At 42.8% G+C, this 17,144-nt stretch carries 15 protein-coding genes; 5 read left to right on the top strand and 10 right to left on the bottom strand.

The features are described 5' to 3' along the window. Position 1: 1 nt before the first annotated feature. From JFY49_RS00890 to JFY49_RS00860, 7 genes are all read right to left on the bottom strand, one after another. Entirely contained in the window at positions 2-844 is an 843-nt protein-coding gene (locus tag JFY49_RS00890; protein WP_180042896.1) for an ABC transporter permease, read from the bottom strand. After that, on the bottom strand, positions 841-1,620 hold the full coding sequence (locus tag JFY49_RS00885; RefSeq protein ID WP_265092680.1) for an MFS transporter: 780 nt from the start codon (positions 1,618-1,620) through the stop codon (positions 841-843). The genes JFY49_RS00890 and JFY49_RS00885 overlap by 4 nt, the downstream gene beginning before the upstream one ends. Next, positions 1,520-2,092: an MFS transporter gene (locus JFY49_RS00880; protein ID WP_200223483.1), complete on the bottom strand. Its 573-nt coding sequence runs from the start codon at positions 2,090-2,092 to the stop codon at positions 1,520-1,522. The genes JFY49_RS00885 and JFY49_RS00880 overlap by 101 nt, the downstream gene beginning before the upstream one ends. Before the next feature lie 10 nt (positions 2,093-2,102). Next, positions 2,103-3,158: an ABC transporter substrate-binding protein gene (locus tag JFY49_RS00875; protein WP_200223482.1), complete on the bottom strand. Its 1,056-nt coding sequence runs from the start codon at positions 3,156-3,158 to the stop codon at positions 2,103-2,105. A 26-nt stretch (positions 3,159-3,184) separates the two neighbouring features. Beyond that, positions 3,185-4,663 (bottom strand): OprO/OprP family phosphate-selective porin, encoded by a 1,479-nt coding sequence (locus JFY49_RS00870; RefSeq protein ID WP_227609511.1) that lies wholly within the window; start codon positions 4,661-4,663, stop codon positions 3,185-3,187. Positions 4,664-4,749: 86 nt separating this feature from the next. Then, positions 4,750-6,258 carry an amidohydrolase family protein gene (locus JFY49_RS00865; protein WP_200223480.1) on the bottom strand — a complete coding sequence of 503 codons (1,509 nt, stop codon included), beginning with the start codon at positions 6,256-6,258 and terminating at the stop codon, positions 4,750-4,752. 341 nt (positions 6,259-6,599) lie between these two features. Further along, positions 6,600-7,448, bottom strand: coding sequence for an SDR family NAD(P)-dependent oxidoreductase (locus tag JFY49_RS00860; RefSeq protein ID WP_200223479.1), 849 nt, complete (start codon positions 7,446-7,448; stop codon positions 6,600-6,602). Positions 7,449-7,684: 236 nt separating this feature from the next. Between JFY49_RS00860 and JFY49_RS00855 the strand changes: the two genes are divergently transcribed. The 3 genes from JFY49_RS00855 (at position 7,685) to phoR (ending at position 10,709) form a co-directional block, all read left to right on the top strand. Continuing rightward, positions 7,685-8,374: a TetR/AcrR family transcriptional regulator gene (locus JFY49_RS00855; protein ID WP_200223478.1), complete on the top strand. Its 690-nt coding sequence runs from the start codon at positions 7,685-7,687 to the stop codon at positions 8,372-8,374. Between the two features lie 240 nt (positions 8,375-8,614). Next, on the top strand, positions 8,615-9,325 hold the full coding sequence (gene phoB / locus JFY49_RS00850) for a phosphate regulon transcriptional regulator PhoB (protein WP_086196670.1): 711 nt from the start codon (positions 8,615-8,617) through the stop codon (positions 9,323-9,325). A gap of 25 nt (positions 9,326-9,350) precedes the next feature. Further along, on the top strand, positions 9,351-10,709 hold the full coding sequence (gene phoR / locus JFY49_RS00845; protein ID WP_166169827.1) for a phosphate regulon sensor histidine kinase PhoR: 1,359 nt from the start codon (positions 9,351-9,353) through the stop codon (positions 10,707-10,709). Between the two features lie 45 nt (positions 10,710-10,754). Here phoR and JFY49_RS00840 read toward each other — a convergent pair whose 3' ends face one another. From JFY49_RS00840 to istA, 3 genes are all read right to left on the bottom strand, one after another. Next, complete coding sequence (locus JFY49_RS00840; protein WP_200223477.1) at positions 10,755-11,402, bottom strand: glutathione S-transferase; 648 nt, start codon at positions 11,400-11,402, stop codon at positions 10,755-10,757. 158 nt (positions 11,403-11,560) lie between these two features. Next, the gene (gene istB, locus JFY49_RS00835; protein ID WP_200223475.1) at positions 11,561-12,301 is read right to left on the bottom strand and encodes an IS21-like element helper ATPase IstB; all 741 of its coding nucleotides are present in this window, start codon (positions 12,299-12,301) and stop codon (positions 11,561-11,563) included. Beyond that, positions 12,294-13,856 (bottom strand): IS21 family transposase, encoded by a 1,563-nt coding sequence (gene istA / locus JFY49_RS00830; protein ID WP_200223474.1) that lies wholly within the window; start codon positions 13,854-13,856, stop codon positions 12,294-12,296. Before istA ends, istB begins: the two co-directional genes overlap by 8 nt. 415 nt (positions 13,857-14,271) lie before the next feature. Here istA and JFY49_RS00825 point away from each other — a divergent pair, with 415 nt between their 5' ends. Together JFY49_RS00825 and JFY49_RS00820 are read left to right on the top strand one after the other, a co-directional pair. After that, positions 14,272-15,222: an Arc family DNA-binding protein gene (locus JFY49_RS00825; RefSeq protein ID WP_200223473.1), complete on the top strand. Its 951-nt coding sequence runs from the start codon at positions 14,272-14,274 to the stop codon at positions 15,220-15,222. Positions 15,223-15,339: 117 nt separating this feature from the next. Beyond that, on the top strand, positions 15,340-17,097 hold the full coding sequence (locus JFY49_RS00820; RefSeq protein ID WP_200223472.1) for a ShlB/FhaC/HecB family hemolysin secretion/activation protein: 1,758 nt from the start codon (positions 15,340-15,342) through the stop codon (positions 17,095-17,097). The last annotated feature ends 47 nt before the right edge of the window (positions 17,098-17,144 follow it).

Here is a 17,144-nt window from a genome sequence, read left to right as displayed (position 1 = left end):
GTTAAGCCCTCACGCGTGTTGCATAAAAACGAGCGATACGTTCAATCACGGCCAGAATGCTGTCGAGGACATAACCCGTTAAACCAATAAAAATGATGCCCATAAATACAATATCCAGCTGCATCAACTGACGGCCCCAGACCATCAAAAAGCCAATACCTTCACTGCTCGCAAGCAGTTCAACAAAGACCAAAGCCAACCAGGCCTGCATCACACCTTGGCGTAAACCACTGATAATGGCGGGAGCACTTGCAGGTGCAATGACCTGCGTTAAAGTTCGCCATTTGCTAAATTGATAGACTTTTGCCACTTCAATGAGACGCTGAGGAACTTGTTCAATCCCTTTAAACGTTGCGATTAAGACGGGTGCAATCACAGCCAGTGAGATCGCCACGATTTTGAGTGCCTCATCAATGCCTAAGAAAATCATCAGCAGTGGAATCCACGCCAAAATTGGAAACTGCGCCAACAGTTGAATACTGGGATACACCAAATGGCGAGCCTTTGCAGACAATGCAAACCATATACCGAGTACAAGGCCAACACTTGCACCTAAACTGACACTCCAAAAAATGCGTTGAGCACTGACCCAAAAGTTGCTTTGCAAATCACCCATTTGCCAAAGTTCTACGGTGGTGGTCCACACCAATTGCGGTGCAGGCAAGATCTGCTCTGGAAGCCACTGCTGTTCAGTCGCCACATACCAAAGTGCCAAGACCGCCAGAGGAAGAGCAAAACCACAACACAGCAGCCCTCCATTTTTAAGCAGTTGTTTGACTGCTAAAAGGAGCTTAGGTAAGTTTTGCAATGCAAAACTACGGTGTTCAATCTGATTGATACTCATGATTTTGACCCCTCGAGTTGCTGTGTTGTATGTGATGTATCACTTTGAATAAAAGTTAAAAATCGTTGACTGAAATAGATGTAAATGGTCATACCCGCAAAGGCGATTGCAATCGGTAAGAATAACCATTGCAGACCTACACTTGAACCAAACACCATGCCGATCACCCCGCCTAAGAGACCGCCTGTAGGGCCAACCAAGGCTAAAATTGGCGATACCTTGGTCATCTCCGTCGCTTCACCCACTTTGGCAAAGGACATGAAATTTGCAATATGCAGTACGCCAAGTCCGAGTCCCAATAGCGCACTCGCAGGCCAAAGTCCCATCGCTTCTTTGAGTAATGCCAAGGCAAACAATGCTCCACTGACACAGCTCAATCCAATCAGATAAAACTTCTGATAACCCAACCATTCCGCTAAACCGCCCAAACCAAATAATGAGCCGACAAAGACAATGCCCTGTACCGTCAAAAGCATTACCGCTGAATGCTCAGCAAAAGCAAAGTTTTGAATCGCAATCACCACTATGAAGAAACCAAAGGTATTGGTCGCGATGCTGATTAAAATTTCCAGTAAACAGACAGTGCGTAAGGGTTGATGACTCTTGATCAGCTGTAAGGGTTCAAGCACTTCTTTGAACTTAAATTTAGGTTGGGCATTGCGTTCATCCTGAGTTTTACGCTCGAAGCAAATCGGTGCCAGCATCAGTGCAATCAAAAAAAGTACCGCCACACACCAAAATGATTTTTGGTAACCCACAGTTGAGATAAAAAACACCCCCAGTGATGGTGCAATCAAGAAAAAGCCCATCATATGTGACCCACGAAACCACCCGGCTTTGGATGCCCCTAAACGACGCAGATGCGTTAAGAAAACAGTGTTGATCGAAACAAAACGCATTGGCGCTGACCAATGCCGTAATCAGGACTAATGCCCATGCGTTATGAAACAGTGAACCGACCATGAACAGGCTAGCGCCCACTAGGCTCCCGATGGTAAATACCTTCAAAGAACCGAGGCGTTTCACCAATACGCCAATCGGCAAAGCCATCAGCAAAATACCAATACTTTGTGCTGCAGAAATTAGTCCGAGCTGTAGACCAGACGCGTTGAGCTCTACCCCGTACAGGGAAGTCAGGACGCGAAATACGCCCATCCCTAAGCCTGCCAATACGCTCAGTAGAATGAAGCTACTCATGAACTTCATCGACAGTGGCGTAGAGACCAGATTTGATTCAACCGATGACATCAGAGCGTCCTTACTTTGGCTTGCCATTGGCATTCAAGGGCTGCCAATAGTTTTCAAGTTTCAGTTCTTTGAGTGCATTGTTGAGATATTTCGGTTGGTACCACGTTTTCACGTCGACATCACGGCGAATCAGACGTGCTTCTTTAGACAGTTTGACCGCATCGGTGTACTGTGCAACATGGAAATCATCGATCAGTGGGCTGATACGTTTTTTCAGATCCCAACCATCCCAGTCTTTTTTATAGTCAATATATGGAATACCACTTTGTGCCCAGAGCTTGTACTGCGCATTACGGTTGGCTTCCTGGCTGCTCCAGTGCGCCTGTTTAACCAGAGTGGTGACTACACGCTGTACAACCTCTGGATATTGTTTTTCAAAGGCTTCTGATACCCAGAACGCGGAAAGTGCTGATACTTTCGGATCTTTCGAGGTGATCAAACGTTTGGCAACGCCACGCGCCTCTAAACTCCACGGCGTGGTAATCGTGCCATCAATATCTCCTGTAGCGATTGCAGTACGCGATGAATAGGTATCTTGGTTAATGACACGGAAATCTTTTTCATTCAGGTTTTGGCTTTTAAATAAACGTGCCAACACCAACTGACCATTGGTACCCTTAAAGTTGGCAATTTTCTTGCCCTTTAAGTCGGCCAATCTTTTAGCAGAAGAATCCGACGGCACCACAAAATACACAGGGCCTAGACGTGCTGTACCGAATAACAATTTCGTTTTTAAACCCGATGCACGACCCACGATAGAGGGCAAATCACCTTGGGTTGCAAAGTCAACCTTGCCATTGGCTAAGGCTTCGTTGGTTGCAGGTCCTGCACCCGGAAAAAATAGCCAGGTCACTTTAATGCCGTCTTTTTTAAATTCTTGTTCGAGTACACCGCGTGCATGGGCAGTTGCAATAAAACCACCGCCAATTTTAGGACGCCCACCCTCACCTGCCGATGACACCGAAATACGGATTTCTTTTGGCGTTGCCGCCACGACATTGAGACTCAGACCTAATGCTGACAGCGCCAGTAAACTTGCTGTGATTTTTTTAGAGAGAAATTTCATAACATCAATATTCCTAAAGACAAAAATTAGAAGGTGTATTGGAATTGACCAACGACTTCGTTGAAGTCCTTTTGAGTCGCAGTTTCATGTTTATATTGGGTATTGTTCAGCGCCAGCTGGAACTTGGTGGTTTGCGCAAAGAAGAAGTTCAAACCCAGTGAATGTCTGGTGTATTCACCAAAACCGTTACCCACTACATTGACCACGTCCTGATCTTTGTTCGGGTTGTAGTTGTCATAGCGGTAATAGCCCTGAATCGACTTCGGCCAGAAGTCATCAAATTTGGCGTTGGATTTGATACTGTTATAGAACTGGTCACCGACAGTATAAAACGCAGTGAAGGTATGCCCTTCAGCAGTGGTATCCACCAACTGGTTGCTCGCGGTTGCCTGTTCTGTTCTGGCTTGAATATATTCATAGGTCACGCCAAACGGTGCGTGGTTGTAATAAATATCGAAACCTAAGATGTCACGCTTGGCATTATCAGAGAGTAGTCCCCCCGCATTTTTGACATTGGCTTTACCTTTCAGATACGACGCACCAAACTTTAATTCACGGAAAATGCTGGCATAGTCCACAGGCAAGGTATATGCCACACGTGCCAAGAAGTCTTTGCCATCATTGTCATCCGTTTTGTTAATGCCATTACCATTGGTCACGCCAAGTGCATATTCCAAAAGTGGTGCACGGTAGTTCGCGCCGTAGTCAACATATGGTTTGACATCACCCCGAACGATCAACCCGTTTTGACGTGCTGTCAGACCCAATTGCACCGGTGCAATCGCTTGGGTAATGGTCGGACGTAAATCTTCAGGTGACTGTGCTTCCAAACCAAATGGAATGAGCTGCTGACCTAAAGTCACGTTTAAACGTGGCTCTTCTAAGCCTGAATTGGTGGAGAATACGTTGTAGCGCAAGAAAGCGTCTTGCAGGTTAAAGTTACTGTTATTGCCCGCTGTACTTGGCTGTTTTGAATAGCTAAATGACAGTTGGTACTCGAGGTTTTTGCCCTCGTTATAATCACGGAATAAGTTGCCTCGTACTCCAAGCAGTGCGGTTGGAATATCAAAGGTCGAGTAGCGATCACCTGAAGGTGCAGGATTGCCTGCGCTGGTGCTTTCATCTTGATAAGAGGTACGTACCTGCACCGTACCGTACAAGGTGGTGTCACGTGTAGACTTGACGGTTTGCCGCTCGTAGCGACGAGATTCATCATACTTAAAGTTTTCAATATCGCCCTTTAAGCCATCGATATCGTCTGCATTGACTTCACGTACAAGATTCACATCTGCATCTGGATCTTCAGCATCAATGCCCTCGCCGTCTTCAGACACCGTTTGCGTCGTATGTTTTTGCTCAAGTTGCACAAAACGTTTTTGCAGTTGTGCAATTTGTGCTTTGAGCTGTTGTAATTCAGCTTGCGTGTCATCATTGGCTTGGGCGGTGAGGGAAAACCCTTGTAAAACCAAAGCGACTGATACAGCCAATAAATGTTGTTTACCCACAAAAAATCCCAAATATCAAAAATTGAAAATAAAAACCCTAAGGTCCGCTTACGGACGTAAGCGGACGCGACTCGAAACGATGAGGATTAAGCTGCGCTAGATTTATTTAATTTGGCTTCAACCTGCGTACCTTTGAAGAAGTCCGGATTGTTCGCGGTATAGAACTGGTATGGGTTGGTGAACACCAAGGACTTGAAGTCTTCTGCCGTAATGGCGCCTTCTTGCACCAAGTCCCAAGTTTCTGCCAAGGACTCGGTTAATTCAGGCACATCCCAATGGCCGGAATCGGATGAATACAGGGCATTAATTTTTTGACCAAATGGATTACCTTTGGGATTCAATGCACCCACGATGGTGCGGTCGTCTGCTTCATTGCCAAAGTAGAAATTCGGTACCCAACGGTCCCAGATGTCCTGTTTGGTCTGGATTTTGGCCAAGGCAAAATCATTGATTTCTTCAGGTTTTTGCGCCTGGAAACGTGAAGTCGATGCCACACCAAACAAGCTTTCAATGATTTCCTGCTCATTCAGTTCGCGACCTTGATACAAGGTATGGCCATATTGACGATAAAGCTCTATTGCCAATTCACGGTTGAGACGTTCAGGGTTGTACTGTTGCACATGCTCATTACCGCGTTTTTCAAAACGGTCAACCAGATGCGTCAACACGTTTTGACCCCATGCTGCGCCTGCTTCTAGCAAGGCAATACGAAGCTGTGGAATACGCTCAGTCACGCCACCAAAGAACAGGGCTTTGGCCAAGGCTTCAGAGGCATCGGCAAAGTGGTTAATGTGGTTAAACATGTAGTTGCTTGGCGAGTTGCGTGCCACCCAGCTTTGGCTGCCCGAATGGGTCGACAGGTTAATGCCCAAATCCACGCTCTTTTGCCAGAACGGGTCGTAGTCATATTCACTGTCGATACCGAAGAAATCCAACCAGTAAGCATAACGACGCAGATCGCTATCTTCAGGATATTTCTCTGCAACGGCTTGAATTGGACGACGTACTGCTCCCGGAATTAACGCTGTTTTTAGACCGAGCTTTTGGGCAAATTCAAGCTCTTCAATGCCTTCTTGTGGGGTATTCAGTGGAATCGCAGCCACTGGGGTTAAACGGTCGGCATAGGGTTTATAAATGTCCGCATGGAAATGGTTAATCGCACGGGTTAAAGACAAACGTAAATCGTCATTGGATGAATTGATTGGGAACAAAGCCAGGTTTGGATACAACACAGCATAGTCTGTTCCGAGTTCTTCTAAACGCTCATACAATAAGCCCGGTAAGGCAACCGTGGCCAAGTCATAGGTATTTTCTGAAGGAAGTGCCCAAAATGGCGGGCGGAACAAACGACGGTTTTGACGTTCTTCCGGGCTGGCGTTGTACCACTCTGCCGCCAAAGCATTTAAACCGTTACTTTTTAAATGGCTACGGAACACATCCACCACACGTGCCCCCCCGTACTGCGCAATATAGTCTTCAAGTGCAGGACTGTAGGCATTGGTATGAATGTCCGTATCAATCACTGGATAATCAAGTTGAGAACGTACTTGAGCAGCACGCGATTGTTTTGCCTTTAAATCTTTTAAAATTGTCATGAGATTTACCTAATTTCTTATCATTACACCTCCCTGTTATTACAACAAGCATGCCAACATTTTAAGTTATTGTTTTAATTAAATTTATTACAATTATCCCAACCAGAAATGTTGGTTTTAACGCGATATGTGTGTTGATATTCCAACACTTGCTTATTTAAATTCAGCTGGTTTTTTTATTTTTATTTCTTATTTTTAGATATCAAATTATTTCTGAGTCTCTCCTATCACTTTAATTGACGGGTTAAAACTTAAAAAAGCATACTTTGGAGAGGATTTGAAAAGCTGCATTTCAGCACATAAAAAAACCCGCAATTTGCGGGTTTTTTAAAAGCCGTATTTTAAGCCGATTTTTTGTTTTTATTGCTAAACTTGGTGGCAAATGCTGTAACACGCTGATAACCGGTCGGCAAAATGCGCTGGATTAAATCCAGGGTTTTGGCGTCGTTGCCAATCAGTAGACGGCGCTTGTCTTTTTTCACCGCTTCCAAAATTTGGCGGGCAGCTTCTTCAGGCGGGCAACGTAATAATTTATTAAAAGACCTGGCTGATTTTTCCGGATGCATGCCTAAAGACCGTATACTGTCATTCATTTTTGCCGCATTGGCAATATTGGTCCGAATACCACCCGGATGCACACAGAGTGCACTCACGCCACAGTTTTCCAGGTCCAGTTCCTGCCGCAAGGATTCGGTAAAACCACGTACCGCAAATTTGGTGGCGTTATAGGCAGACTGGGTAGGCTGTGCGGTTAGACCAAACAGACTGGAAATATTGATAATATGCCCTTCACCCGATTGTTTGATTAAAGGCAAGAACTCCTTGGTGCCATACACCACGCCCCAGAAATTAATATTCACAATCCATTCCAGTTCTTCGTAACTCGCCCCTTCCACGGTTGAACCCAATGCCACACCGGCATTGTTAAAAATCATGTTGACTGAACCATGATCCTGAACAGTTTCAGCAGCCCAGGCGCGCACTTCTTCCAGTTTGGCCACATTGACTTTTTTTATTGTCACACGGACATGACTGTCTTTGACCAGTTCAACTGTTTTCGCCAAACCCTGTTCATTGACATCACTTAAAGACAAATGACAGCCTTGCTTGGCCAAAAGTACGGCCAATTGCTGCCCAATACCCGACCCTGCCCCAGTAATGGCTGCGACTTTATTTTTAAAATTTTTCATGAGCTATCCTTATTCAGCTTGCTGCCTCATCCATCTAAACATCTCGATTGTTTTTCTGTCTGGAAGATTGCAGTTCATCCATCCAATATAATTTTGACAATAACCATTGTCAATATAATATATCGTCTATTGATCCCTGTACTGGCAAAGCTGCGGCTTTGTTTTAAACATAGGTCTAAAGATAAATTATTGTTAATATAAGGCAAAATCTCGATTTCATTCGGCACACCACATCTATGACTGAACAGCACAAAAATTTCGAAGAAAATCAAAATAAACCGTCAAAAACCAAAGAACGTCAATTTAAAGGGATGTCTTTAAGCGAACGTAAACAGGCACGTCGAGAAAAACTGATTGAAGCCGGAATTGAAGCCTATGGTACACATGGTTTTTTTGCAGTCACAGTCAAGGATATTTGTACGGAAGCCAAACTGACTGAACGCTATTTCTATGAATCTTTTAAGAAAAGTGATGAACTGTTTCAGACCATCTTTTTAAAGCTGATTGATCAGTTGCAGCACAATGTTACGCAGGCGATTATGCAGGCCTCGACCGATCCGCGGAAAATGATCGAAGCCGGTTTAACCGCCCTGCTCACCACCTTGAAAGACAATCCGGGTATGGCACGGATTATTTATATTGATGCCATGCTGGTTCAGGAGCTGCATAACCAGGCCACCATCCATGAAACCATGTCGCGTTTTGACCGCATGATTCATGCCTTTGTGATGCTGATGATGCCGAACATTAACCGCTCTGAACGTGAAATTTCGATGATTTCGACTGGCCTAAATGGCTATGTCACGCAAATCGCCATCCGCTGGGTAGTCAGTGGTTTCAAGCTATCCATAGAGGAGGTACTGTCTTCTTGCAGTATCGTTTTTTTATCACTGCTTGATACTTTTTCGAAAAAAGAAAAAATATGATTCCAGCACAGCCCTAGTCACCAAACTGTCAAAAAATACTCAACACCTTGAATTTAATATATTTATCTAACTGATTTATTTTAAATTCTTGATTGTATCTTATTTTAAATTGTGACAATTTTTTTGCTAAATTCAGTCGAACTACCTATTCTGCAATGATACTGTCATAATTAATCTTTGTAATAAGCCTGTCATAAATATAAAACGGTCCACCGTTTACGTGAAATAGGGTATTGCGCTGTGAAAGATGACTATATATTAATCGTCGATGATGAGCTCCCGATCCGGGAAATGATCCATACCTCGCTGGATATGGCGGGCTTCCAATGCCTACAGGCTGAAGATGCCAAACAGGCCCATCAAATGATTGTGGATCAACGCCCTGTGCTTATTCTACTCGACTGGATGTTACCGGGTGGTGTCAGCGGTGTAGATCTGTGCCGCCGTCTGAAACGCGATGAAACCCTATCAGAAATTCCCGTGATCATGCTCACTGCCCGCGCTGAAGAAGACCATAAAGTACAAGGTCTGGATGCCGGTGCAGATGACTACATGACCAAACCCTTTTCTACCCGGGAACTGGTTTCCCGCATTAAGGCCGTGTTACGCCGTGCCAATGCCTTAAACGGTGAAAAAACCATTGATGCTAATGGTCTGGTACTCGACCCTGTCAGCCAGCGGGTCAGTCATGGTCAGAATATTTTAGAAATGGGACCCACGGAATACCGTTTATTGGCCTTTTTTATGACGCATCCGGAACGTGCCTATACCCGTGCTCAATTGCTGGATCAGGTCTGGGGTGGTAACGTATATATTGAAGATCGTACCATTGACGTACATATCCGTCGTTTGCGTAAAGTGCTGGAACCGTTTGGTGCAGACCGTTATGTACAAACGGTTCGTGGTACAGGTTACCGTTTTTCTACCCGCGCAGATGTCGCTTTAGGTTAGTCGTCATTTAGGTCAACTATATTTTATGTATGAACCCTACCCCGTCCCGGAAATTGCGCGAGAACATAAACAGTTCCGTTACAGCAGTTTATGGACTTTTGCCAAGCAAGATTTACGTCTGCTCGCCTTTTTATTGCTGATCGCAGGTTTAATCGGTTTAGGGATTGGGTATTTCTGGATTTTTATTCTCATCGCCCTTACGGTGTTTTTTGCCTTGCAATTGCGTTCACTGTATCTGGTCAATGAATGGATTTCCAACCGTCCTTATGATGTGCCACCCAGTTTAAATGGCATCTGGGGAGCCTTGCTGTTTAATGTCTATCGTTCGCAGCGTCAGGAGCGTATTGTTCAGGCAGAAATGGTCGGCCTGATTGATCGGGCGCAATCTTCACTGGTGGCGCTGGCTGAAGCGGTGGTACTGATTGATGATCTGCACCAGATTGAATGGTGGAATCCGGCTGCAGAAAAACTCCTGGGTATTCAACCGCTAGATCGCGGTCGCAATATTTTAACCATTCTGCGCCAGCCCAGTTTTATTGAATATTTTAACCATATTGACGAAGCACCCGATGGCCTGAAAATGAAATCTTCGGCCTTTGAAGACCATTATGTACAAGTCAAAATGACCCGCTTTGGTGGGGAAAGCCGCTTACTGGTGGCTTATGATGTGACCCGCATGCATAATCTGGAACAGATGCGCACAGACTTTGTCGACAATATTTCCCATGAATTACGTACCCCGCTTACCGTACTCAGCGGTTATATTGAAACCTTTACCGATCAGGAAGATTTAAACCCGCGCTGGAAACGTGCCTTCGACCAGATGCAGGCGCAAACCAAGCGCATGAATGCCCTGGTGAATGATTTATTGCTATTGTCGCGTTTAGAAAATGACAAAAAAATCGCGAAAAACCAGATTATTGAAATGCCAAGTCTGATGAACCAGCTGTTTGATGATGCACAAGCCTATAATGTCGACTATCACCATGCGCTCAATCTCAACATTGACAGTCATTGTGACCTGATCGGTTCCGAGACCGAGCTGGCCAGTGCCTTTAGCAACCTGATTACCAATGCCATTAAGTACACCCCTAAAGGTGGAACCATTACGATGGGTTGGCATGATGATGGTGAACACGGTATCTTTACCGTTCAAGATACCGGCATCGGGATTGACCCCAAACATTTGCCACGTTTAACCGAACGTTTCTATCGTGTGGATAGTGCGCGTAGCCGTCAAACCGGTGGCACTGGCTTAGGTCTGGCCATTGTCAAACATGTGTTGATGCAACACGGCGCACATCTGGAAATTGAATCCAAAGAGAATGAAGGCTCGACTTTTAAAGTCATTTTCCCTAAAGAACGCCTGTACAAACTCTGCTAGACCTGCCTATTTTAACCTTGATCTAAAACAGGCCACCTACCTGTTTTAAGTCAGGCTTTGTTCCTTGAACCTGGCTCGCTGAAAAGCAGGCCGTTCCTCAAGACGTTTCAGATATTTGGTTATATTGGGATATGAACCGGATGTTCTGGATTGAATGGCATCGAGTGGAAACCACATCTGAATATCGGCAAAAGAAAATGTTCCGGCAAAATATTCATGCATGGATAAATAATCTTCCAGATAAGCAATATGCTCTTTTAAACGCGGATGAATAAATCCCGCCTTCACGCCGGAAGTAATTTTATGTGCCACTGGCTTAATCAGCCAGGGTACACGTTTCGGTACATTGTTCATCACCAGTTGCATCAGCAATAACGGCATTAAGGAGCCTTCGGCATAGTGCATCCAGTAGCGGTATTGTTGCTGGTCTTTTTTGGCCTTCGGCTTAAATTTCTGCGCTGTATCATAACTTTCTTGCAAATGCTGCAAAATCACTGCCGATTCGACAATCGTCTGGTCCTCATCAGTCAAGATCGGTGCTTTAGCCAAAGGATGAACCAGTTTTAATTCAGGCGGTGCAGCAAATGTTGGTAAACGTTTATAAAACTTGACCTGATAATCTTGAGCCAGCTCTTCTAAAGCCCATAAAATTCGAAAAGAACGCGATTGATCTAAATGGTGCAGTGTAATCATTATTTTTGACCTCTATTTTTATATTTTGATCATGACCGATCGGCTGGAAAAATGACATTCTGTGCAAATTACTGGATAAGTCGGCCACCCATTCTTGTTCGTGGTCTACCACTCATTCCTATTCCAAGTCGGCCACTCAAATTAAAAAAAATAAGCTTTTATTTTTGAGAAAAGATTTTCTCTCTGTACGACCGGCCTAAAATCTCAAGTTCATAAGATCTATGTAAAATCCGATCCATGACTGCATCTGCAATGGTAGGATCTTGAAACTGCTCAAACCATAATTTTTTAGGAACTTGGCTTGTAATTAAAAGTCCACCGCTCTGAGATTGCTTATCGATAATTTCAAGAAAAGCTGGTGCTAATGATTGATTAAATCCACCTAAACCAAAATCATCAATAATAAGCAATTTTGCAGTACATACTTTTTTCTTGAAGTCTTTGATTTCACCTAAAGTGATTGCATTGGCAATTTCATCAAATAAGCTAATCGCATTAAAATACATCGTGCTGTAACTGCGATGACAAGCCTCTGCTCCAAAAGCGCAAGCTAGCCATGATTTTCCTACACCCGTTGAGCCTGAAATAATAAGTCCGCGACCATCATTAATCCATTCACAGCTCGCATAGCGATGAATATCTGCTTTTTTAATTTGCCGTTCCGCTGCATAGTCGATATGTTCTAATCTTGCATTTGGATATCGGAATTTGGCTTGAGAAAATAACCGTTCAATTCTCCGATTTATTCGATCATTCAATTCAGCATCTAGACAATAATCTAAGAACTCTTCAATACTTGCCTCCTGACTGATCATTTGATCCAGTGAGCTTTCTGCTGATCGAAGAAAACCTTTGAGCTTAAGCTGTTCCAGCTTATCTTTTACTGACTTTTTAAGCATGTGCCGTTACTCCTGAATGCTGCAAATAATAATCTGCACCACGAATATTTTGATGTGGCGTTGGTGGACGAGGTTGAATGTCTGACGTTTTCTGAATGAGGAAAGCATTATTCGTGATAATGCTTTCAAGCCGCTTAAGCGTAAAAATCTGGCGTTCCATTGCAAATTGACAAGCGCCTTCCAAACAATGTGATTTTTGTTTATCTACGATCCATTCTCTGAATTTATTTAATGATTTAATATTTTTGGCAAGGTCTCTTTTTTGACTGAGGATATGATTAACATACTGTGAAGTATGTGACCCCATACGATCTGCCCAAAAAATGATTTCGTCTTTGGATAGGCCTTTTTGCGCAAGATGCTCTGGTGACATATGCTCATCTAAACACATATCCTGATGGATCCCCTGATTGATCGTATGCTCAGCTATTTTTTCACGTTCATAAAAAACGTGAATGGCGGATTGCATGATCTTGATATCAACTTGTAAATGCGCATATGTATAGGGAACAGAATATTGGTTAGATTGATACTCAACGCGATAGAACTCACTTACCCGCACCGAACGTTTCCAAGTACACAATTCATATGGGTAAAGAGGTAATGGATTGAGGTCTTTGCCATCCAAAGCCAAGAACTGTTCATAACGACTAATGGTAAATCGGCGAGTCGTTTTACGGTTTATGATATCCATTTTTTGTTGGATTGCTTGGTTGAGTTCGTCAATAGAGAAAAATTTTTGATTGCGTAAAGATGCAAGAACTGAACGCTGAACAATTTGTACACTGACTTCCGCTAGCCCTTTATCCTTTGGATGACGGGGTCGAGTTGGCATAATCGCAAAATCGTAATGCGCAGCAAAATCTTCAAAGTCCTTCTGAAACTCTAAACCCGACTTATTGTTCTTGATCACGGCTGACTTTAAATTGTCAGTGATAATTGTGTCTGGTACACCGCCGATATGCTTAAATGCCTGAATAAAACATTCGAGCCAATGTTCCACTTTTTGGCTCGGAACTGCATAAGCGAACGTATACGCGGATGCCCCTAAAACACCTACAAATACCTGAACATAACTTTTTGATCCATCTAATGGCGATGTGATTTCCATTGTACGACCGCAAAAATCCACTAACAGCGCTTCACCACTTTTAAAACTTTGGCGCATGGATGAATGCCGTTTTTTTTGGAAATTTCTAAATACTTCACAAAAACGTGAATAAGAAAGCCCCTTTGCATATTGAGCAATATATTCTTGCCAAAGTAATTCAAGGGTCATATCACGTTTTTTTAGTTCTTGATTCACATACTCAAAATCTGGATATATTTTTCTTGTTGGGTAGTTAGCGACCCTAGAGATTTCAAAATAGTCGAGCAATTCAAGGTTAGTAAATAAATTAAGTTCACTATTGTGGATTGGAAAAAGTTTTAACTTTTCATAAATCACTTTAACAGAATCTCTGGAAATACTGACTTGTTTAGCCGTTTCCCTTTGACTGTATTCTAAATTGAGCAGTCTGACTGCCTGCCGAATCTTATCGGTTTCGATACGCATAAATTATAGACCTCTTTGGTTCACTTAAAGAGGCAGAAACCACTCATTGAACATTGATAAAAGAATCAATGTTCAATACAATGATCTTGTCTTGACCGCAAAATTAAGACAACTCTTAAAGGCTCATGCACCATCATGAGCCTTTATTTTTTTCTGCCGATGACTGTACTAATCTTTCATTTGTACATTGTCCGAGAATTGCATAAACTTCTTTAAAATAAAGTTAACTTGAGCATTTAAAGATCGCTGTTGGGCATTAGATTCTGCTTGCAGCTGCTTTCTCAGCGATACAGGGATGCGTATTTTTAATTGAGCAAATTCAGTATTGGGGTTCATATCGACCTCAAATAAACCACTATGGTTTAGCAATGATAAACCATAGTGGTTTATTGTCAATATAATGAGGTACTCTAAGATGAGTCTTTTAAGCGATTCTCAAATAAAATTAAGATTACCGACAGAGCTAAAACAAAAAATAGAGGCTGAAGCGCAGGATTCAAAGCGGTCCATGAATGCTGAAGTGGTTGCCCGCTTAGAAAATAGCTTTAATTTTAAAAAGCTGGAAATCGAAGGAAGTGAACAAACTATTTTAGGCCCATACCAGCTCATGGACCGCAAGAAGGAATTGTCAGATCGATTGGTTCATGCGATTCAGTGGTCTAATTACTCAAATGCAAAAGAGCTTAAGTATTCACATATTGCAGAGCGGCTGGGTTATGACACCGCTGAAATCTTCCTCGATTGGGTGCAAGGAAAGCAAGAACCTACATTTTCTCAACTTCGAAGTATTGCAGATTTTTTAAAGCTCAATCAAGACTGGCTGGTTCACGGAGATGGTTATCCAACCCCCAATTCATCATTTGATGCGTCTGGTATTCCAGAACAAGATATTCCTGAATTATTTTTAACTCAAGGAATCACAGATCATGAAATTTTTATGAGCGAAGTTAAGAAAATTCATTTCGTTCGAAATATTTCCCCTGAAGGCGAACTCCTGATCGTTCGTGAATACAAAGACGAGCGAGTAGATGTTCTGCAAACAAGAGCTCATATCTCAACAGTCATTGGCGATGGTGGGCGAAGAATGTTGCAAAATTTTGCACGTTTATGGTGTTATCTTTATAACAGCCCACACCGCAATGCTGTGTATAGCTATTTGCTCAAAGATGAAAAATTTAATCAGCTTCGCAAGCTTTATGTTCATCCTTTATCTATTCTTCGCACGACCCAAACCTCCTTTTGGTGGGAAGAAATATGGAAAAAACAGCCAAGTGCTCATATGGCACAGTTATATCAGGAACAATGGTCAGATTGGCTATCAACGACACATGTGGCAAGTGAGGGTGTCCTGCAGAATGAAAGTTGAAAGTTAAGTGTCTATTGAGGGGTAAAATCTAATGGGAGAAATTGAAAAATAAAATACCATTGAATATATGGTGAGATTTTGTTAATTTCTGCGCAAAATTTAGCATGCAATAAATTTATGTTCAGAAAAAATATAGTATTAAAAAGCATTTTGCTTTCTTTGGGTGGTTTTGTTGTTACTCCTTTTACATTTGCAGAAACATTTGACCCAGCGATAGATGGTTTGATTCGAAACCAGCACCGCCAAGCAGAATTAGAAAAAATTATACAACCTGAACGTGATGTAAATTTAGAGGTTGTTCAAAAAAAAGAAGCTGTAAAACTCACAGACATTGAAGACCAGAATTGTTTTGAAATTAAAACAGTTGAACTTCATGGAGAAATGAGTCAGCAGTTTGATCACGATGTGCAACAAGCGTTAAAAGATTTAAGTTTTACTTCAGGTTTATGCATGGGTGAGCAGCGAATCAATCTGTTGATGACGCAAACACAGAACATCATCATTGGCCGAGGCTTTACTACGACACGAATATTGGCTGCACCTCAAAACTTAAGCACAGGCGTATTAAAACTTACCGTCATTCCAGGATTAGTTCGAGAAATCAAACTCGATTTAAGTGATGAGGAAAATACCCGAGCAGGCCGAATTCAATATGCCAAAAATATCTTTCCGATGAAGAGTGGCGATATTCTCAATTTACGAGATTTAGAACAAGGCTTAGAAAACTTAAAAAGGCTGCCTACAGCGGAAGCTGATATTCAAATTATTCCTGCAGATGCGCCCAATCAAAGTGATGTGATCGTCAAATGGAAACAGCGAAAAATTCCAATTCGCGTGACCTTAAGTGCTGATGATGCTGGGAGCCGTCAAACTGGTAAATATCAAGGCAACATCACCGTTTCAGTGGATAACCCTTTATTTAGAAGTGACTTATTTTACGTCACTGTGGGCCGTAACTTAGCAGATCAGCAAGAGATTACGGATCAAAATGGAACCACAGTGAAGAGCGGAACCCATAACTACGCCCTTCATTATTCAGTCCCTTATAAAAACTGGCTGATCAGTGCCAATGCGAGTCGATACAATTATGACCAAGCTGTTGCAGGTACAAACAATGTCTATAACTATAATGGAGAAAGTCAGACTCAAGATTTAGGTTTGACCCGATTGCTTTATCGGGATGCCAAGCGTAAAACCTCAGCGACCTTAAAAGGTTGGCATCGTGAATCAAAAAGCTATATTGATGATGCAGAGTTGACTGTACAACGAAGAGACGTTGCAGGTTGGCAATTCAATCTTGACCATCGTGAATATATTCAATCTGCAGTGCTGGATTTGAGCCTAGGATATAAGCGCGGCACAGGTGCATTTGATTCATTACCAGCAGTTGAGGAAGCGCTGAACGAAGGTACATCACGGATGAAGATCTGGACGCTGGATGCCAATCTGAATGTTCCGTTCCAATTTGAAAATCAGCAATATAGCTACTCAAGTGCCTTTAGAGCGCAATATAACGGCACGCCACTGACCATCCAAGACCGGCTTTCTATTGGTGGAAGGTATACGGTACGCGGTTTTGACGGTGACCTAACCTTAGCAGCAGACCGTGGATTTTACTGGCGCAATGATTTAGCCATGTCTATTTTCCCCACACACCAATTTTATATTGCTTTAGATGCGGGTCATGTCGATGGACAATCAGCAGAATGGCTATTGGGCCAAACCTTAATTGGCACAGCCATGGGTTTTAGAGGCCAAGTACAGGCAGGTGGTAGCTTTTATTATGACTTTTTTGTAGGCAAGCCGCTGCAGAAACCTGACCACTTCCAAAATTACGATATGAATTATGGGATTAGCCTGAATTACTCATTTTGATTTTGAGCATTCAAAAAAAATAATGAGTCCTTAAAGACATTTGAAAA

Source organism: Acinetobacter sp. CS-2, assembly GCF_016599715.1.
Lineage (GTDB): Bacteria > Pseudomonadota > Gammaproteobacteria > Pseudomonadales > Moraxellaceae > Acinetobacter.
Note: the sequence above shows the minus strand (reverse complement) of the source record. Positions and strands in the feature narration are given on the sequence as shown.